The organism is Yersinia antarctica, assembly GCF_056636475.1.
Genome location: NZ_JBSJQF010000001.1, coordinates 1,881,790 through 1,897,490 on the forward strand (window position 1 = coordinate 1,881,790; position 15,701 = coordinate 1,897,490).

Consider the following 15,701-nt stretch of genomic DNA (forward strand, 5'->3'; position numbering starts at 1 on the left):
ACTTAGTTACCTGCCAACAACTGATGCTGTAGGGCAAAATGCACTAGTTCGACAGTGGTTTCACAGTTGAGTTTGCCCAGAATATTGGCTCGATGGACGTGGACGGTTTTGTGGCTGAGTGACAATTGCTCGGCAATGGATTTAACACTGATTCCATTGATTAACAATTGGAAAACCTCTTTCTCGCGTGGCGTTAATATTGCCAGTTGTGGCGGATGTTGTGGTATATAACGCAGTGCTCGCAGTGCGTCGGCACACAGATAGAGGCCGCCGCCATTGACCGTCCTCAGCGCCTGAACCAATTCATCCGGCCCACAGCGTTTAGTCAGATAGCCGCTGGCACCCGCATCCATCGCACTTTGCACAAAGGCGGTGGTGTCATAAATACTCAGAATAATTGCGCGAAAATGAGGCATGGTTTGACGCAGACGTTTGAGCAGACTTAGCCCGCTTTCGTCCGGCATCGAAATATCCATAACGGTAACATGCACATCGATATTCGGTAGTTCGGCCCACGCCTGCGCTGCCGAACCATATTCACCAATAATGCGAATATCTTTTTCCAGCGAGAGCAGTTGGGCAAACCCAGAGCGGACGACAATATGGTCATCTATCAATGCAACATTAATCATGATTTTTCTGTATTACGGAACCTAGCCTGCATGATGCTCATCAATCTTTGTTGTAGCAATAATTGTTATCAAAAATGTTAGAGGCTTAACAGATGCAGGAAAAATCTGATTATTAACTAGGCAATTATTATCTGAGAAATGAAGCGCTCCACGTGATTGACGGTGGAACGCCTTTGCTGTCGAGTGGAGAGCCGTGCCAACTACGCTGATTTTTTACTGCGATAAATCCGCTGTGGCCGACCCACCTTGCCATAAATAATTTCTGCCTGTAGGGCCTGATTAGTGGCACAGAACTCCAGATAACGGCGTGCCGTAGTACGGCTTAATCCCAGAACCTGGGCGACAGTTTCTGCGGTGTACTCCGGCGTGTTATCACTGAATAGGGTTTGGATTTTGTCCAATGTCATCTGGTCTATGCCTAATGGTAGCGTCACTTTCTGTTCACCACGGGCATAGGTATTATACATTTCATCGATCTGGCGCTGATTAACCTTGGTACCATCTTGTAATACCTGATGGCGGTGGCTGTAACGGGCTAATGACTGCTCCAACCGCTCATAGGCTACCGGTTTAATCAGGTAATCAAAAACCCCATAACGGATTGCTTCAGATACCGTCTCACTATCGCTGGCAGCAGTGACGAAAATAATGCCACCAGAGAAACCCTGTAAGGTCATCTCACGCAGTAATTCCAGGCCACTACCATCGGGCAGATAGTTATCCAGCAAAATCAAATCAGGCTTGAAACGCGTCACCATGCTGCGGGCTTGTTGCAAGTTACCCGCGAGCCAAACTTCGTGGCAATAGCTGCTTTGTTTGATAAATTCTGCATGCATCTCTGCCAGCGGTGTTTCGTCTTCTACCACTAAAATATTAAGCCATTCCATGGGATCTCCTCATCTTTGAGATCAACGCGTCTTCGGAATAAAGACCGTAAATAAGGTGCCGCGCGGCGGATTTTCTTCTATCGTAATGGTGCCGCCACTTTGCTGAACATAGGTGGCTACCAGGTACAGGCCGATCCCGTGTTCGTCTGAATTTTTAGAGCTGATACCGCGTTCGAATAAGCTATCTTGCAGTTGTGGATCGATACCGCAACCGTGGTCGGCAACCTCCAAAATCAAGTTATCCCCTTCATCAGAGAGGTAAATCTCAACCTGTTTATCGCATTCCGGGTTCTTCAAGCTAGCCTCAAAAGCGTTATCCAGTAAATTCCCCATGATGGCAGCCAATTCGTTCTCCCCGATGGTGGGCGGCAGTATGCCCAACTGGCAACCGGGAATAAAGTTCAAGCTCAGCCCTAACTCCTTGGCCCGGTGGTATTTACCGAAGAGTAAAGCGGCAATTTGCCGGTTACTGAACGCGGTACGTAACATATCAATCAGAGCCTGATGGGATGAAGACTCGGTTTTTACCATCTCAAGCGCCCGATCAAACTCTTTCATCTGCAATAACCCACTGATGGTTGACATCCAGTTCAAGTGTTCATGGCGTACCGTGCGCAGATTCTCGACATATTGCTTAATCTGGCTCAGTTGGACGCTAAGAGTATGAATATCATCCTGGCTACGAAAGCTCACCACCCAGCCTTGAAACACCCCCTCTTCAGACCAAATACCCGCCCGATTGGCGATAGTATTCAAGCCATTAAAGGTACATAGCTCATCCTGACGGTTATCGCCGGTTTGATCGAGGAAGAAATGGTCAGGTGAGACCACTTCACTGACGTTGCAACCTATTAACTGTTGTGGTGTGGCGGAGATGTGCAGCATTTTACGCGCATTTTGATTGATTGCAGTGATCCTTCCCTCAGGATCAACCGCCAGCAGCCCTTCAAATACGGCACCAAACAAGGCTTCTTGTTGGCGCAATACCCGCGCTATCTCTTTCGGCTCCATTCCCATCATTTGTCGGCGGATGTGGTGTGCAAACAGCCATGACAGCAATAGCAATACAATCAGCACCATGATAAACGAGTGAGTGAGTGGCAGCAGATAAATGAGTCGCCAGTGGTCAATCTTGCTGATGAGGTAGCCCAGAGAAACGACCCCGATGATTTGTCCGTGTTCGTCACGGATCGGGGTTTTGGCCCGCATCGCTTCCCCCATCGAGCCTTTACCGAAAATGATATAACTTTCACCTCGTTCCAGCGCACCGGGTTTCGTCCATTGCATCGGATAACCAATCATTTGCGGATTAGGGTGATACAGACGAATCGACTGAGTATCGCCAATCACCAGATAATCAAGATCTGAGGTATCACCTAACCGCCCCACAATTTGTGCTAACTGAGCTTTATCGCGGCGTTTTACTGCATCCACCACCGAATCCATCGCGGCGATAATCTTGGCCTGATTCATCGCGGTTTTACTGACCTGATCCAGTAAATATTGTTCAAAACTGTGGCTCAGAAAACGATCAAGTGTACCAACCAAAATGATCGAGACGGTTAATAGCAGCAAAAATATACGCAGCGGGAAGGCAATATTCTTCAAGCGACTCCATTTCAGGCCGTGCCATTTTAATTTGCGTAATGGGGAAGAACCTGAAGAGGAACTGGGCATGCTACTCACCTTAATTAACATATGGACCATTAGCACAGGCATTAACATAAGTGAATTTAAGCAATAATTAAATAGCTAAGAGAAATAAAAAATAATATTAATAATTAAAGAAATTAAAACCATTAAATAACTTATATTTACTCTCTTATATGTGAAATAGGTCAATTAACCACGCTATTTTTATGTTTAGCATGTGGTCGTAAATTAATTGGAATTAAAAATCAGTTTTTAAATGGTTATTTTATATTGTTGTTTTTATGTGAATTTTTAATTTAAATCGCACGCTTTGACTTGCCTGATTATCGGGAGTTTAACTTGTGTTTTATTTGTTATATAAACGTTATGCTAGAGAGTGAATTATGGATACGGTATTTAGTCAAATTAATCGTTCAGAGCATCAGCAAATTGCAGAAATAACACGTTTCTTGCGTGCAAACGATCTGAATATAGATACCACTGTTGACGTATTTATTACCGTAAGCCGTAATGAACAACTCGTGGCCTGTGGCGGGATTGCCGGCAATATTATCAAATGCGTGGCAATCAGTGAGCAGGTTAGGGGGGAAGGATTGGCGCTGACCCTGGCGACCGAACTGGTCAATTTGGCCTATGAACGTCACCATAGCCATCTGTTTATTTATACCAAGACCAAGAATGAAGACTTATTTAAAACCTGTGGCTTTTATCCGATAGCCAGTGTCCCCGGTATTGTGGTGTTGATGGAAAATAGCGCCTGCCGCTTGCAGCGTTATGCCAAACAACTAAGCCAGTTACGCCAACCGGGACAAAAAATTGGCAGCATTGTAATGAATGCCAATCCGTTTACCCGTGGGCATCAATATTTAGTCCGCCAGGCCGCGGCACAGTGTGATTGGTTGCACCTGTTTTTGGTGAAAGAAGATAACTCGCGTTTCCCTTATGAAGATCGCCTGCAATTAGTGCTCAGTGGCACCGAGGATATTGCCAATCTTACCGTGCATCCTGGCTCGGAATATATGATCTCTCGTGCCACTTTCCCGTGTTATTTCATTAAAGATCAAGGTGTGGCCGATGACTGTTATACCGAAATCGATCTGAAGATATTCCGTCAATATTTGGCCCCGGCATTGGGTGTCACTCACCGCTTTGTTGGTACCGAACCGTTTTGTACCGTGACCGCCAAATATAACCATGACATGAGCTACTGGCTGGAAACCCCGTTATTAGTCTATCCCCCCATCTCACTGGTAGAAATTGAGCGCCTTAAATATCACAACACCGCTATTTCTGCCTCTTGGGTACGCAAATTACTGGCTCAGGGGGATGGCGAAACCATTCGTAAATTGGTCCCCCCCGCCACCTGCCACTATCTACAACGCCTGCTGGCGCAGCGGGCAAAAAAGGTAGCTTCAGCAAAGGATCCAGCCCTGTTTTAGTCGAATAAAGCAGGGCACAAAGATAGGTGCAGATACGTAGATCAGCAATCTCGAATTTGAAGACAAGTTAATCAGGTGAAAAATGAAAATTATCAGAGAGGCCGTCGCCGGAACACTGGAGTCGAGCGACGTGATGGTGCGCATTGCGCCATTAAATCCACCCGAAATAGATCTGCAAATACATAGCAGTGTGGATAAGCAGTTTGGTGAAGCTATTCGTTACAGCGTTTTGGCACTGTTGGAACAGTATCGGCTAAGCGGAGTGCAACTGATTATTGACGATAAAGGCGCACTGGATTGCGTGTTGCAGGCACGGTTGGAAACCGCGCTACTCAGGGCAAGTGACGAAAAAATTCTGCCATGGAGAGTATCGTGATGAAACCTGAAATGAAAAACAGAATGCGTCGCAGCATGTTATTTGTTCCTGGCGCTAATGCTGCAATGGTAAGCAATGCCTTTATTTATCAGGCTGATGCATTGATGTTCGATCTGGAAGACTCGGTTATTCTGCGCGAAAAAGATGCCGCCCGACGTTTGGTCTATCACGCCTTGCAACACCCGCTTTATCAAGATGTGGAAACCATTGTGCGAGTCAATGCGTTGGACTCAGCCTACGGACTGGCCGATTTGGAAGCGGTGGTCCGAGGGGGGGCCGATATTGTACGTCTGCCCAAAACTGACTGTGCGCAAGATGTGACCGATATGGCGCGCGAGATCAGCCGTATCGAGTCGGAATGCGGCCGTGACGTTGGCAGTACAGGTCTGCTGGCCGCGATTGAGTCAGCACAAGGGATTACTCAGGCACTGGCTATTGCACAGGCATCTCCGCGCCTGATGGGGATTGCATTAGGTGCAGAGGACTATGTGCGTAACTTGCGTACCGAGCGCTCACCAGAAGGTATTGAGCTGCTGTTTGCGCGCTGTTCAATTTTGCAGGCGGCCCGCGCTGTTGGAATTCAGGCTTTCGATACCGTCTATTCCGATGCCAACAACGAAGCCGGTTTTTTGCAGGAAGCCGCATTGATCAAACAACTGGGCTTTGATGGCAAATCGCTGATTAACCCACGGCAAATCGAACTGCTACATAACCTCTACGCCCCGACCGAGAAGGAAGTCCACCACGCACAACGCGTGGTCGATGCGGCGGCGGCGGCTGAAGCCGAAGGACGTGGGGTGGTCTCCCTGAACGGCAAGATGGTAGATAGCCCGGTGATTGAACGGGCACGGTTGGTTTTGCAACGTGCGGTCAGTGGCCTGCGTGAGGAATAAAAGATGAATAGGCAACAACGAGTAGAAAGCTTAAGTCGCACTCAGGATAACGGCCCGGCGTACCACCTGTATCAAAACACCTCGAAAGCGAATTTACAGGCGCAGAAACCCCGTGATATCAAAATATGTGACTCACTGGAGACAGTTATCCGCCGTTGCGGGTTGCAAGATGGCATGACTATCTCCTTTCACCATGCTTTTCGTGCTGGTGATTTAACCCTGAATCTGGTGATGGATACCATTGCCGCCATGGGATTCAAAAATCTGCGTCTGGCCTCCAGCTCGCTGAGCGACTGCCATTCACCGCTGGTGGATCATATCCGCAATGGGGTGGTCAGTGAGATCTATACCTCTGGTCTGCGCGGGCCGTTGGCAGAGGAGATCTCTCGTGGGTTACTGGCTAACCCCGTACAGATTCACTCCCACGGTGGCCGGGTTAATCTGATTGAATCCGGCGAACTGACTATCGATATTGCCTTTATCGGCGTACCGGCCTGTGATGAATTTGGTAACGCCAATGGCTTTAGCGGTAATGCCTGTTGTGGCTCGTTGGGCTATGCCAGAGTCGATGCAGAATATGCACACTGTGTGGTATTGCTGACAGAAGCGGTGGTGACCTATCCCCATCATCCAGCCAGTATTACCCAAGATCAAGTTGACCTGATTGTACAGGTTGAAAAGGTCGGTGATGCCGACAAGATCGGTGCTGATACCACCCGAATGACCTCGAATCCTCGTGAGTTACTGATCGCCCGCCGAGCTGCCGAGGTGATTGCCGGTTCTGGCTATTTTATCGATGGATTTTCTTTGCAGACCGGGACCGGCGGGGCATCGCTGGCAGTGACGCGCTTCCTTGAGGATAAAATGCTGCGGCGCAACATTACTGCCGCTTTTGCCCTCGGTGGCATTACTTCAACAATGGTAGAACTGCACGAAAAAGGGCTGATTACCAAGTTGTTGGATGTGCAAAGCTTTGACCGGCAGGCTGCCTCCTCACTGGCCCGTAATCCACGTCACATCGAAATCAGTGCCAATCAATACGCCAATTTTAGTTCGAAAGGTGCGTCAGTCGACCGACTGGATGTGGTGGTGCTCAGTGCTCTGGAGATTGATACCCGTTTTAACGTCAATGTACTGACCGGCTCGGATGGCGTGTTACGCGGTGCCTCTGGCGGCCATTGCGATACGGCGGTCGCCGCCCGACTCTCTATCATCGTCGCTCCCTTGGTTCGTGGCCGGATCCCGACGCTGGTCAATGACGTCACCACCTGTGTGACGCCCGGCTCCAGCGTCGATATTTTAGTGACCGATCATGGTATTGCGGTTAATCCAGCCCGGCCCGAATTGGCAGAACGCTTACAGCAAGCCGGTTTAGCCGTAGTCACCATCGAATGGCTGCATCAGCGCGCGTTACTGCTGACTGGCGTGCCACAACCTATTGCATTTACTGATCGCGTCGTAGCGGTGGTGCGCTATCGCGACGGCTCAGTAATTGACGTTGTGCATCAAATACAGGAGTAGGCGATGAACACTCTCTCTCCTGCGTTAGCGGCCAACCGGCCCATCAGCTTACCGGAGTTACTTACCAGCCGTGAGTCCCGTCAGAGCAGACAACAGGCGTGGCTGGCTCGCCATCAGGTGACGTTGATTTCACTGACGTTGGTGGCACCCGGTGCGGTGAAAGATAACCCATTGACGCGCAAATTATTTGCATTGGCATGGCAGGCGATCACCTCGCTAAGTCAACAGCAGTGTTGGCCAGTGTTGCAACAAGAGATTTTTCCACTGCCGACCGGCTGTGAAGGTTTGATTGCGGTGGATTTACCTGCGGAACAGGTGAAGGACGCCGCGTTGTTACTTGAGCTAAAGCACCCGCAGGGCCGGTTATGGGATATCGATGTGCTTGATGCATCGGGGCAAATCTTATCGCGCCGTGATGTGGGGTTAGCGCCGCGCCGCTGTCTGCTTTGTCACCGTCCAGCCAATGTCTGTGCCCGCGCGCAAACTCACAGTATTGACCAACTATTGGTTCAGATGGAGTTGATGCTCAATGCCACAACTGCAACGCACTGACAACAGGGCGGCTCAATCACCTGTCGCCTCCTCTGACTTTGCCAAAAAATATGGCGCACTGGCGTATCGCGCCATGCTGGCAGAGGTGAATCTGACACCGAAACCGGGCCTGGTGGATCGCTTCAATTGTGGTGCACATAAGGATATGGCGCTGATCGATTTTTATCACAGTGCCGATGCTATTGCGCCGTGGCTCCCGCGCTTTATAGAACAGGGCATCAACCACGCTCAGCTTGGTGGGCAGGCAGCACTGAACAGCCTGCGACCGCTGGGACTGGCGTGTGAAAATAGTATGTTCCACGCCACTGGGGGGGTGAATACCCATAAAGGTAGCGTTTTTTCGCTGGGATTAATTTGCTGTGCGTTGGGGCGGCTGAAAGCGCGAGGTGAATGGATTAGCGCTGATGCTATTTGCCAGGAGGCGGCACGTCTGTGCTCTGGGCTGACAGAGCGTGAGTTGTGTCAATCCAATCCACAACAAACGGCGGGCCAACGGCTGTTCAATCACTATGGCCTGACCGGCGCACGCGGCGAGGCCGAATCTGGCTTCGCTACCGTGTTGAATTATGCCTTGCCGGCTTACCAACGCTTATTAGTTAACGGGGCGGAATCCGACCATGCCTTATTGCACACTTTGCTGATTTTGATGTCCGTCAACAGCGATACCAATGTGGTATCCCGTGGCGGTATGGCCGGGCTGCAATGGCTGCAACAGCAGGCGACAGAGATTCTGGCCTCACTCGCATCGGCAGGGATGGGTTCTCCTCTCAGCCTGAGGCGGGTGCGAATGTTTGATACCCAATGTATCGCCCGCAACCTTAGTCCCGGCGGCAGTGCTGACCTGCTGATCCTAACCTGGTTTCTGGCGCAGTTCCCTCATCATCTCCCTCACAAAAATAATAGCGTTGTTATTGAACCAGTAACAGCTATAGGAGTATCTCTATGTTGAAGTCGCAAGAGAAATTATGGAAAGCGCTCGCGCCTTTTGTGGTGCTGGCTGTTCTGCTGTTGATTCCCACCCCGGAAGGAATGCCACCTCAAGCCTGGCGCTATTTTGCGATTTTTGTCGCCATGATTGTTGGGATGATTTTAGAACCGATTCCAGCCACCGCGATAAGCTTTATCGCCGTGACGATATGTGTACTGAGTTCAGATTGGGTGCTATTTAGTGCGGCTGAAGTGGCTGATGCCAGCTTTAACGGCGGTAAAGAGTCTTTAAAATGGGGGCTGGCCGGGTTCTCCAGTACCACCGTCTGGCTGGTGTTTGGGGCATTTATCTTTGCGCTGGGTTATGAAGCCACCGGACTTGGCCGCCGTATCGCCCTGTTCATGGTGAAATTCATGGGCAAACGTACCCTGACGTTGGGTTATGCCATTGTTATTATAGATATTCTGTTGGCACCCTTTACACCATCAAATACTGCCCGTACCGGGGGAACAGTGTTCCCGGTAGTAAAAAATCTGCCACCCCTGTTTGATTCATTCCCCAATGATCCGTCGTCACGGCGTATCGGGGGGTACCTAATGTGGATGATGGTGATCGGGACCAGTATCAGCTCCTCCATGTTTGTCACTGGCGCGGCACCTAACGTGCTGGGTATCGAGTTTGTCAATAAAATTGCCGGTGTCCATATTGGCTGGATGCAGTGGTTTTTGGCGTTCCTGCCCGTTGGGTTAATTTTACTGATAGTGGCACCCTGGCTCTCTTATGTGTTGTATAAACCCGGCGTGACCAAAAGCGATGAGGTAGCGGCTTGGGCGCAAACAGCACTGACTGAGATGGGGGCGTTAACGCGCAAGGAAGCAATCCTAATTGGTTTGGTGCTGCTGAGCCTGTGCTTATGGGTGTTTGGCGGTAAATTCATTGATGCGACGGCGGTAGGGTTGCTGGCAGTATCCCTGATGTTGGCACTGCATGTGGTGTCGTGGAAAGACATTACTAAATACTCAAGTGCCTGGAACACGCTGGTCAATCTGGCCACACTAGTGGTGATGGCCAATGGCTTAACGCGGTCGGGCTTCATTGATTGGTTCGCCAATACCATGAGTACCCATTTGGATGGTTTCTCGCCGAATATGACGGTGGTCGCGCTAGTATTGGTGTTCTATTTCTCTCATTATCTGTTTGCCAGCTTGTCTGCCCACACGGCAACCATGCTGCCGGTTATTTTGGCGGTCGGTAAAGGTTTAAGTGGTGTGCCGATGGAACATTTATCTATGCTGCTGGTGTTATCCATTGGGATCATGGGTGTCCTGACGCCGTATGCGACTGGCCCTGGTGTGATTATCTATGGCTGTGGTTATGTGAAATCGAAAGATTATTGGCGGCTGGGTGGCATCATGGGGGTGTTCTACATCTCAATGTTGCTGCTGGTGGGCTGGCCAATCATGAGCCTGTGGTATTGATGACAAAGTAACCGTGAGAAGGGCCGGTCAGCGGCCCGACTCATGATTATCGGTTTATCAGCCGGTGTACACGCCAAATACCCTTGGCAGCCACAGTGATATCTCAGGAATATAAGTGACCAACATCAGCACCAGGAACAGTGCGCCGTAGAACGGCAACATCGCTTTCACCACTTGTTCAATCTTCTGTTTACTCACCGCACTGGCGACAAACAGCACCGACCCCACCGGGGGAGTGATCAGACCAATTCCCAAATTGATCAACATAATCATACCGAAATGGACCGGATCAATACCTAATGAATTGGTCACTGGCATCAGTACCGGTGTTAGGATCAAAATCAGCGGTGCCATATCCATCAAGGTGCCAATCAGCAGCAGCATGATATTGATACACATCAGAATCACGTATTTGTTATCAGAAACCGAGGTAAAGAATTCAGTGATACGTTCTGGCAACTGCATGTAGGTCATGATAGCGCCGAAACTGGCGGCAAAACCTATTAAAATCATCACGATAGTGACAGTTTTTACTGTGCGATACATCAGTTTAGGCAATTCGGACCATTTATAGTCGCGATAGATAAACATAGTGACAAAGAATGACCACAAACAGGCAATCGCGGCAGATTCTGTGGCGGTAAATACCCCGGAAAGAATTCCTCCCATGATGATGACCACCGTCATCAACCCCCATAATGTATCGACAAAGATTTTGAGCGCCTGACGGAACGGCACTCGTTCGCCTTTAGGGTAACCTCGCTTATAGGCAAAGCCGACACACATTAGCATCAGGGTAAAACTGAGCAGCAAGCCCGGTAAAATCCCGGCAATAAACAGTGCCGCGATGGATACGGTGCCGCCGGTTGCCAGTGAGTAAATCACCGAATTATGGCTGGGTGGGGTCAATATCGCCTGCACTGAACCACTGGCGGTGACTGCGGCGGCAAAATCACGCGGATAGCCTTTTTTATCCATTTCCGGGATCATTACCGAGCCAATGGAGGCGGTATCTGCCACTGATGATCCTGAAATGGCACCGAAAAATGTTGAAGCCACAATGTTAACTAGCGACAAACCACCACGGATGAAACCAACGAAAATATAGGCGAAACTCACCAGCCGCCGTGCGATGCCACCTTCGGCCATAATGGCCCCCGCCAGAATAAAGAACGGAATGGCCAGTAATGAGAATTTATTGACGCCACTGGTGATTTGAATCATCACCGCTTCCAACGGTAAATCAATCCAAAATGCACCGGCGATGGCACTTAAACCGACGGCATAAGCCACCGGGACACCAATAGCCAGCAAGATTGCCAGCGTAAAAACTAAAATAAATGCGTCCATAAGGCAAAGTTCCCCAAATTATGAATTGCCGATCATCACTACCGGGCGGTGGGTCTGCGGGCCAAAAAATAGCCGCTCGATGATAAACATCAGCGTAATCGCGGAGCCGATTGGCAGAGGAATATAGCTTTGTCCTGCTGTCAGTAATGGGAACTCAGCCACTGGTTGTGACCAAAGCTCGCTACACAGAATGTAGCTATAGACCAAAATAAACAGGCTTATCAGCACCATCAGCAAATCAACCAATAACAGGCATACTTTTTTACCGGTCTCAGAGAGCCGATCAGTGACCATACTGACGGCAATATGTGAACCAGAACGATAACTGCAGGCAGCACCAATAAAAGTAAATGTCACCATACATAATATGGCGACGGGTTCTGGCCAGGATAAGCCATCGTTTTGGACATAACGGGCAAATATCCCCATAGGGATAACCACAACCATAATGATTAAGGCAATACCAGCGACCCAGATTGACAGGCGATATAACGCATCCATCGTTGATAGATAATAGCGAGCCATAGCGGAGACCTCAGTGTACCCAGGGTCATTGGCTACAACCCCCATGACCTTGGGTAAATATCAGTAGTATTAAAATATTTAATACTGTCGGAAAGATGTTATTGCACGGCTGCAATCTGCTTGATCAGTTCTTGATGATCCTTACCGAATTCATCACGAACGGGTTGAGTGGCTTTATAATAATAGTCATGGTCCATTTCATGATATTGCACGCCACCGGCTTTCATTTTGTCATGGGATTGCTGCACATAGGCTTGCCATAATACGCGCTGCTCAGCCTGTGCTTCTTTGGCCAATTTCAGAATAGTTTGTTGATCTTCAGCAGATAATTTATCCCATTTGGTTTTGGAATAAAGGAACAGCTCAGGAATAATAAAATGGCCGCTCAGGGTATAGTTTTTGACAACCGGCAGATAATTGTGGGCGATAAAGGTCGGTTCGTTATTTTCGGTACCATCAATCACCCCGGTTTGCATCCCGCTGAATACCTCGCTTACACCCATACTGAGTGAGTTGGCACCCATGGCCTTAAGGGTAGCCAGTGCAATCGGGCTGCCCTGAACGCGGATTTTCATACCTTTGAGATCTTCTGGTTTAACCACCGGTTCTTTGGTAATCAGATTACGGGTACCCGCATCCATCCAGCCGAGAAATACCAATTTTGAGTTCTTATTTTTAGTGATTTTATCACCGATTTCTTGGCCGATTTGACCATCAATAACTTTATGTAAATGGTCTTCGTCGCGGAACATATAGGGCAGGGTAAAGACACTGATCTCCGGCAGAATAGAGGCAACAGGGGTCATAGAAACACGAATAATATCAATTGCTCCCATTTGAGCCTGTTCTATCATTTGCTTTTCATCACCTAAGACACCACCTGGGAATGTTTTAATTTCCAGGCGACCATCCGTTGCGGTCTTTAGTTTGTCACCCATATTTTTAACAGCAACAACATTAGGATAATCTTTGGGGTGAACATCGGCAGCTTTAATTTGTTGAGCAGAGGCCATTTGACTAAATAATATGGCAGAAATAGCCAGGCACAGTGTGGGCAAAGGCTTTGGGAATTTCATTCAGTGTTCTCCAGAAGTCGCTATACAAAAGATAAAATGGATTATTTTTAATAATGGGATAGGTATATACCCAATAGAATTCAAGCAGCAGGTGCGTATCTGTAACCTGTAACCTGACGGATATATCAATATATAAAAAAAGGTTATTCCTTTATCCCTCTGGTAATTAACCTAGCTGTTTACTTTTTCTTTTAAATTGACCATTGTCACAGAAAAAGAAACGTCAGGAACTGCGTTTCAATAATTGTGAAGTGACATTTCATAATGAATTAAGTCGTATTGGGTTATTTGTTGATGGGATTGGTGTTTTGGCTTTTGGTAGCAACTTGCTTTCACTGATGTGTTTTAGCCATCGGGATAGGTTCGGATATTGTGGTGCTGTGGGTTAACTACTATTATAAAGGCCTATGAATCCAGATGATTAGGATAACGCGTGACGTCGGTATTTATTCGTAACTTTACCTTTGCCGCACTGCCAGCCAGCGGTTTAAATGGCCAACCATTGTTTCACGGCCTGTTGGCAAAATGTGATTTTGATGTCAATGAATACCGGGATGAGCTGTTTGCTGCTTATGGCATTGCGTTTCCCGGCAGTTTACAAAAAGCAGTGGCAAAACGGCGTGCCGAATACCTGGCGGGCCGTTTTGTCGCCCGACAAGTGCTGAATATGCTTGAAGTACGCAATTATCCGTTAGCGAATGGGCTAGATCGCGCGCCACTATGGCCCGCCGGTTTGATTGGTAGCATCAGTCATAACAACCAACGTGCTCTGTGCACTGCGCAAATTATAACGCCGGCTACAGAGTATTCTGATCAAAGTGCCCATGTCCACGGTGTTGGGCTAGATATTGAAAGCCTGATTGCAGTTGAAAGGGCGAATGATCTATGGCCCGGGATCCTTAGTGAGCAGGAGTACCGCGATCTTCAGGAAGGCCCATTAGTATTCAACCATTTACTGACATTGGCTTTTTCAGCCAAAGAGAGTCTATTTAAAGCGGTGTATCCACAGCTAGGGCGTTATTTTGACTTCCTGGAGGCCCGTTTCCTGAGTTATTCCATGGCATCAGGGCGTTTTGAGTTGCAGCTATTACGCGATCTCAGCAGTGACTTCCCAGCAGGCCGCATTTTTACGGGATGTTTCACTGTTAATGACAGTGATATTCAAACATTTATTGCTTACTAAGTTGGGGCTAGTCACTTGTTGTAATAACTTTTTATTTTTTTAAGTTGGAAATTTCAATCGATATAGACTAAATATTTGACTATCAACCATATTTATTTGATAGGACATCATGAAATATATAGTGCTATTCGCTTTTATCTTATGTGTAGTCTATGTGCATTTTCGTGGCAAAGTTCGCTACAAGTTCTGGCGTCAGCTCTCAGATCATTCGACATTTGTTTCACCAATCAATGTGTTTATGTATCTGTTTTCACGGGTACCCACCACGCCCTATTTAAAGCAGGATCTCTTCCCTGAATTGACCGTGCTGCGTGAAAACTGGCAGCAAATCAGGGATGAAGGTAAGGCGCTGATGGAAATCCAGCAAATCAAAGCATCGGATAAATATAATGATGCGGGTTTTAATTCGTTTTTTAAAACTGGCTGGAAACGTTTTTATCTGAAATGGTATGAAGATAGCCATCCCTCGGCGATGACACTTTGCCCCTATACCACCTCGTTATTACGCGGATTACCTTCGGTAAAGGCAGCGATGTTTGCTGAATTACCGCACGGTAGCCGCCTGCCTCGGCATCGTGATCCTTATGCCGGTTCTTTACGTTATCACCTTGGTTTAATCACCCCGAATGATGACCGCTGTTTTATTGATGTTGATGGCACCACTTACAGTTGGCGTGACGGTGAAGGCATTTTATTTGATGAAACTTATATTCATTATGCCGAGAATCAGAGTGGGCAGAATAGGCTGATCCTGTTTTGTGATATTGAGCGGCCAATGCGTTACCGCTGGGCGCAATGGATTAACCACTGGTTGGGGCGCAATTTAATGAGTGCAGCCACAGCCCCCAACGAAGAGGGGGATCGTACCGGTGGTGTCAATCGTATGTTTAAATACATCTATGCAGTGCGCAAGGTGGGGAAACGGTTGAAAGCCTGGAATCGTAGGATCTATTATTTGATTAAATGGATATTATTCGGTGGTATTGCCGTATTGATTTTTTATGCACTGTAAAAGAAAACAGCTCACAGAACAGACTATCAAATAGCGAAAGCCCCGCCCAACCTTAGCTATACGGGGCTTTCTCATCAATTATCTTGATCACTTTTCTTTTTTGACGCCCGCAACCCCGCCACAAATCCAGACTCAGACCAACATCACACCCAAAATTGATACTTAGAGTCGTCAAAAATAAATGAAATATTTTATT

Annotated in this window: 15 protein-coding genes; 9 read left to right on the forward strand and 6 right to left on the reverse strand. The window is 48.0% G+C overall.

The features are described from left to right. Nucleotides 1-2 precede the first annotated feature (2 nt). From ACWJJO_RS08695 to dpiB, 3 genes are all read right to left on the reverse strand, one after another. Nucleotides 3-632 (reverse strand): response regulator, encoded by a 630-nt coding sequence (locus tag ACWJJO_RS08695; protein ID WP_083159218.1) that lies wholly within the window; start codon nt 630-632, stop codon nt 3-5. A gap of 200 nt (nt 633-832) precedes the next feature. Continuing rightward, nucleotides 833-1,519 carry a two-component response regulator DpiA gene (gene dpiA, locus ACWJJO_RS08700; RefSeq protein ID WP_481090919.1) on the reverse strand — a complete coding sequence of 229 codons (687 nt, stop codon included), beginning with the start codon at nt 1,517-1,519 and terminating at the stop codon, nt 833-835. 21 nt (nt 1,520-1,540) lie between these two features. After that, a complete protein-coding gene (gene dpiB / locus ACWJJO_RS08705; protein WP_372558563.1) occupies nt 1,541-3,217 on the reverse strand; it encodes a sensor histidine kinase DpiB in 1,677 nt (558 codons plus the stop codon). Nucleotides 3,218-3,555: 338 nt separating this feature from the next. Between dpiB and citC the strand changes: the two genes are divergently transcribed. From citC to ACWJJO_RS08740, 7 genes are all read left to right on the forward strand, one after another. Further along, nucleotides 3,556-4,611 carry a [citrate (pro-3S)-lyase] ligase gene (gene citC / locus ACWJJO_RS08710; RefSeq protein WP_083159215.1) on the forward strand — a complete coding sequence of 352 codons (1,056 nt, stop codon included), beginning with the start codon at nt 3,556-3,558 and terminating at the stop codon, nt 4,609-4,611. An 82-nt stretch (nt 4,612-4,693) separates the two neighbouring features. Beyond that, complete coding sequence (gene citD / locus ACWJJO_RS08715; protein WP_083159214.1) at nt 4,694-4,987, forward strand: citrate lyase acyl carrier protein; 294 nt, start codon at nt 4,694-4,696, stop codon at nt 4,985-4,987. Beyond that, the gene (gene citE, locus ACWJJO_RS08720) at nt 4,987-5,880 is read left to right on the forward strand and encodes a citrate (pro-3S)-lyase subunit beta (protein WP_083159213.1); all 894 of its coding nucleotides are present in this window, start codon (nt 4,987-4,989) and stop codon (nt 5,878-5,880) included. Before citD ends, citE begins: the two co-directional genes overlap by 1 nt. 3 nt (nt 5,881-5,883) lie before the next feature. After that, the gene (gene citF / locus ACWJJO_RS08725; protein ID WP_481090920.1) at nt 5,884-7,401 is read left to right on the forward strand and encodes a citrate lyase subunit alpha; all 1,518 of its coding nucleotides are present in this window, start codon (nt 5,884-5,886) and stop codon (nt 7,399-7,401) included. 3 nt (nt 7,402-7,404) lie between these two features. Then, entirely contained in the window at nt 7,405-7,953 is a 549-nt protein-coding gene (citX, locus tag ACWJJO_RS08730) for a citrate lyase holo-[acyl-carrier protein] synthase (RefSeq protein ID WP_005185535.1), read from the forward strand. Then, a complete protein-coding gene (gene citG, locus ACWJJO_RS08735; protein ID WP_442821048.1) occupies nt 7,931-8,902 on the forward strand; it encodes a triphosphoribosyl-dephospho-CoA synthase CitG in 972 nt (323 codons plus the stop codon). Before citX ends, citG begins: the two co-directional genes overlap by 23 nt. Further along, on the forward strand, nt 8,896-10,359 hold the full coding sequence (locus ACWJJO_RS08740) for an anion permease (RefSeq protein ID WP_083159211.1): 1,464 nt from the start codon (nt 8,896-8,898) through the stop codon (nt 10,357-10,359). Before citG ends, ACWJJO_RS08740 begins: the two co-directional genes overlap by 7 nt. Nucleotides 10,360-10,416: 57 nt before the next feature. Here ACWJJO_RS08740 and ACWJJO_RS08745 read toward each other — a convergent pair whose 3' ends face one another. The 3 genes from ACWJJO_RS08745 to ACWJJO_RS08755 form a co-directional block, all read right to left on the reverse strand. Continuing rightward, nucleotides 10,417-11,709, reverse strand: coding sequence for a TRAP transporter large permease (locus ACWJJO_RS08745; protein ID WP_019080904.1), 1,293 nt, complete (start codon nt 11,707-11,709; stop codon nt 10,417-10,419). An 18-nt stretch (nt 11,710-11,727) separates the two neighbouring features. Further along, nucleotides 11,728-12,234, reverse strand: coding sequence for a TRAP transporter small permease (locus ACWJJO_RS08750; RefSeq protein ID WP_481090921.1), 507 nt, complete (start codon nt 12,232-12,234; stop codon nt 11,728-11,730). A 98-nt stretch (nt 12,235-12,332) separates the two neighbouring features. Next, nucleotides 12,333-13,310 carry a TRAP transporter substrate-binding protein gene (locus ACWJJO_RS08755; RefSeq protein WP_481090922.1) on the reverse strand — a complete coding sequence of 326 codons (978 nt, stop codon included), beginning with the start codon at nt 13,308-13,310 and terminating at the stop codon, nt 12,333-12,335. Between the two features lie 433 nt (nt 13,311-13,743). On the opposite strand from ACWJJO_RS08755, the gene ACWJJO_RS08760 reads away from it, so the two are divergent. Next, the gene (locus ACWJJO_RS08760; protein ID WP_083159209.1) at nt 13,744-14,493 is read left to right on the forward strand and encodes a 4'-phosphopantetheinyl transferase family protein; all 750 of its coding nucleotides are present in this window, start codon (nt 13,744-13,746) and stop codon (nt 14,491-14,493) included. A gap of 109 nt (nt 14,494-14,602) precedes the next feature. Next, nucleotides 14,603-15,505, forward strand: coding sequence for a lipid A hydroxylase LpxO (lpxO, locus tag ACWJJO_RS08765; RefSeq protein WP_372568959.1), 903 nt, complete (start codon nt 14,603-14,605; stop codon nt 15,503-15,505). The last annotated feature ends 196 nt before the right edge of the window (nt 15,506-15,701 follow it).

Excerpts from the sequence above, each read along its gene's own strand:
- ACWJJO_RS08695 (WP_083159218.1), bottom strand. The coding sequence starts at position 632 with ATGATTAATGTTGCATTGATAGATGACCATATTGTCGTCCGCTCTGGG.
- dpiA (WP_481090919.1), bottom strand. The coding sequence starts at position 1,519 with ATGGAATGGCTTAATATTTTAGTGGTAGAAGACGAAACACCGCTGGCA.
- dpiB (WP_372558563.1), bottom strand. The coding sequence starts at position 3,217 with ATGTTAATTAAGGTGAGTAGCATGCCCAGTTCCTCTTCAGGTTCTTCC.
- citC (WP_083159215.1), top strand. The coding sequence starts at position 3,556 with ATGGATACGGTATTTAGTCAAATTAATCGTTCAGAGCATCAGCAAATT.
- citD (WP_083159214.1), top strand. The coding sequence starts at position 4,694 with ATGAAAATTATCAGAGAGGCCGTCGCCGGAACACTGGAGTCGAGCGAC.
- citE (WP_083159213.1), top strand. The coding sequence starts at position 4,987 with ATGAAACCTGAAATGAAAAACAGAATGCGTCGCAGCATGTTATTTGTT.
- citF (WP_481090920.1), top strand. The coding sequence starts at position 5,884 with ATGAATAGGCAACAACGAGTAGAAAGCTTAAGTCGCACTCAGGATAAC.
- citX (WP_005185535.1), top strand. The coding sequence starts at position 7,405 with ATGAACACTCTCTCTCCTGCGTTAGCGGCCAACCGGCCCATCAGCTTA.
- citG (WP_442821048.1), top strand. The coding sequence starts at position 7,931 with ATGCCACAACTGCAACGCACTGACAACAGGGCGGCTCAATCACCTGTC.
- ACWJJO_RS08740 (WP_083159211.1), top strand. The coding sequence starts at position 8,896 with ATGTTGAAGTCGCAAGAGAAATTATGGAAAGCGCTCGCGCCTTTTGTG.
- ACWJJO_RS08745 (WP_019080904.1), bottom strand. The coding sequence starts at position 11,709 with ATGGACGCATTTATTTTAGTTTTTACGCTGGCAATCTTGCTGGCTATT.
- ACWJJO_RS08750 (WP_481090921.1), bottom strand. The coding sequence starts at position 12,234 with ATGGCTCGCTATTATCTATCAACGATGGATGCGTTATATCGCCTGTCA.
- ACWJJO_RS08755 (WP_481090922.1), bottom strand. The coding sequence starts at position 13,310 with ATGAAATTCCCAAAGCCTTTGCCCACACTGTGCCTGGCTATTTCTGCC.
- lpxO (WP_372568959.1), top strand. The coding sequence starts at position 14,603 with ATGAAATATATAGTGCTATTCGCTTTTATCTTATGTGTAGTCTATGTG.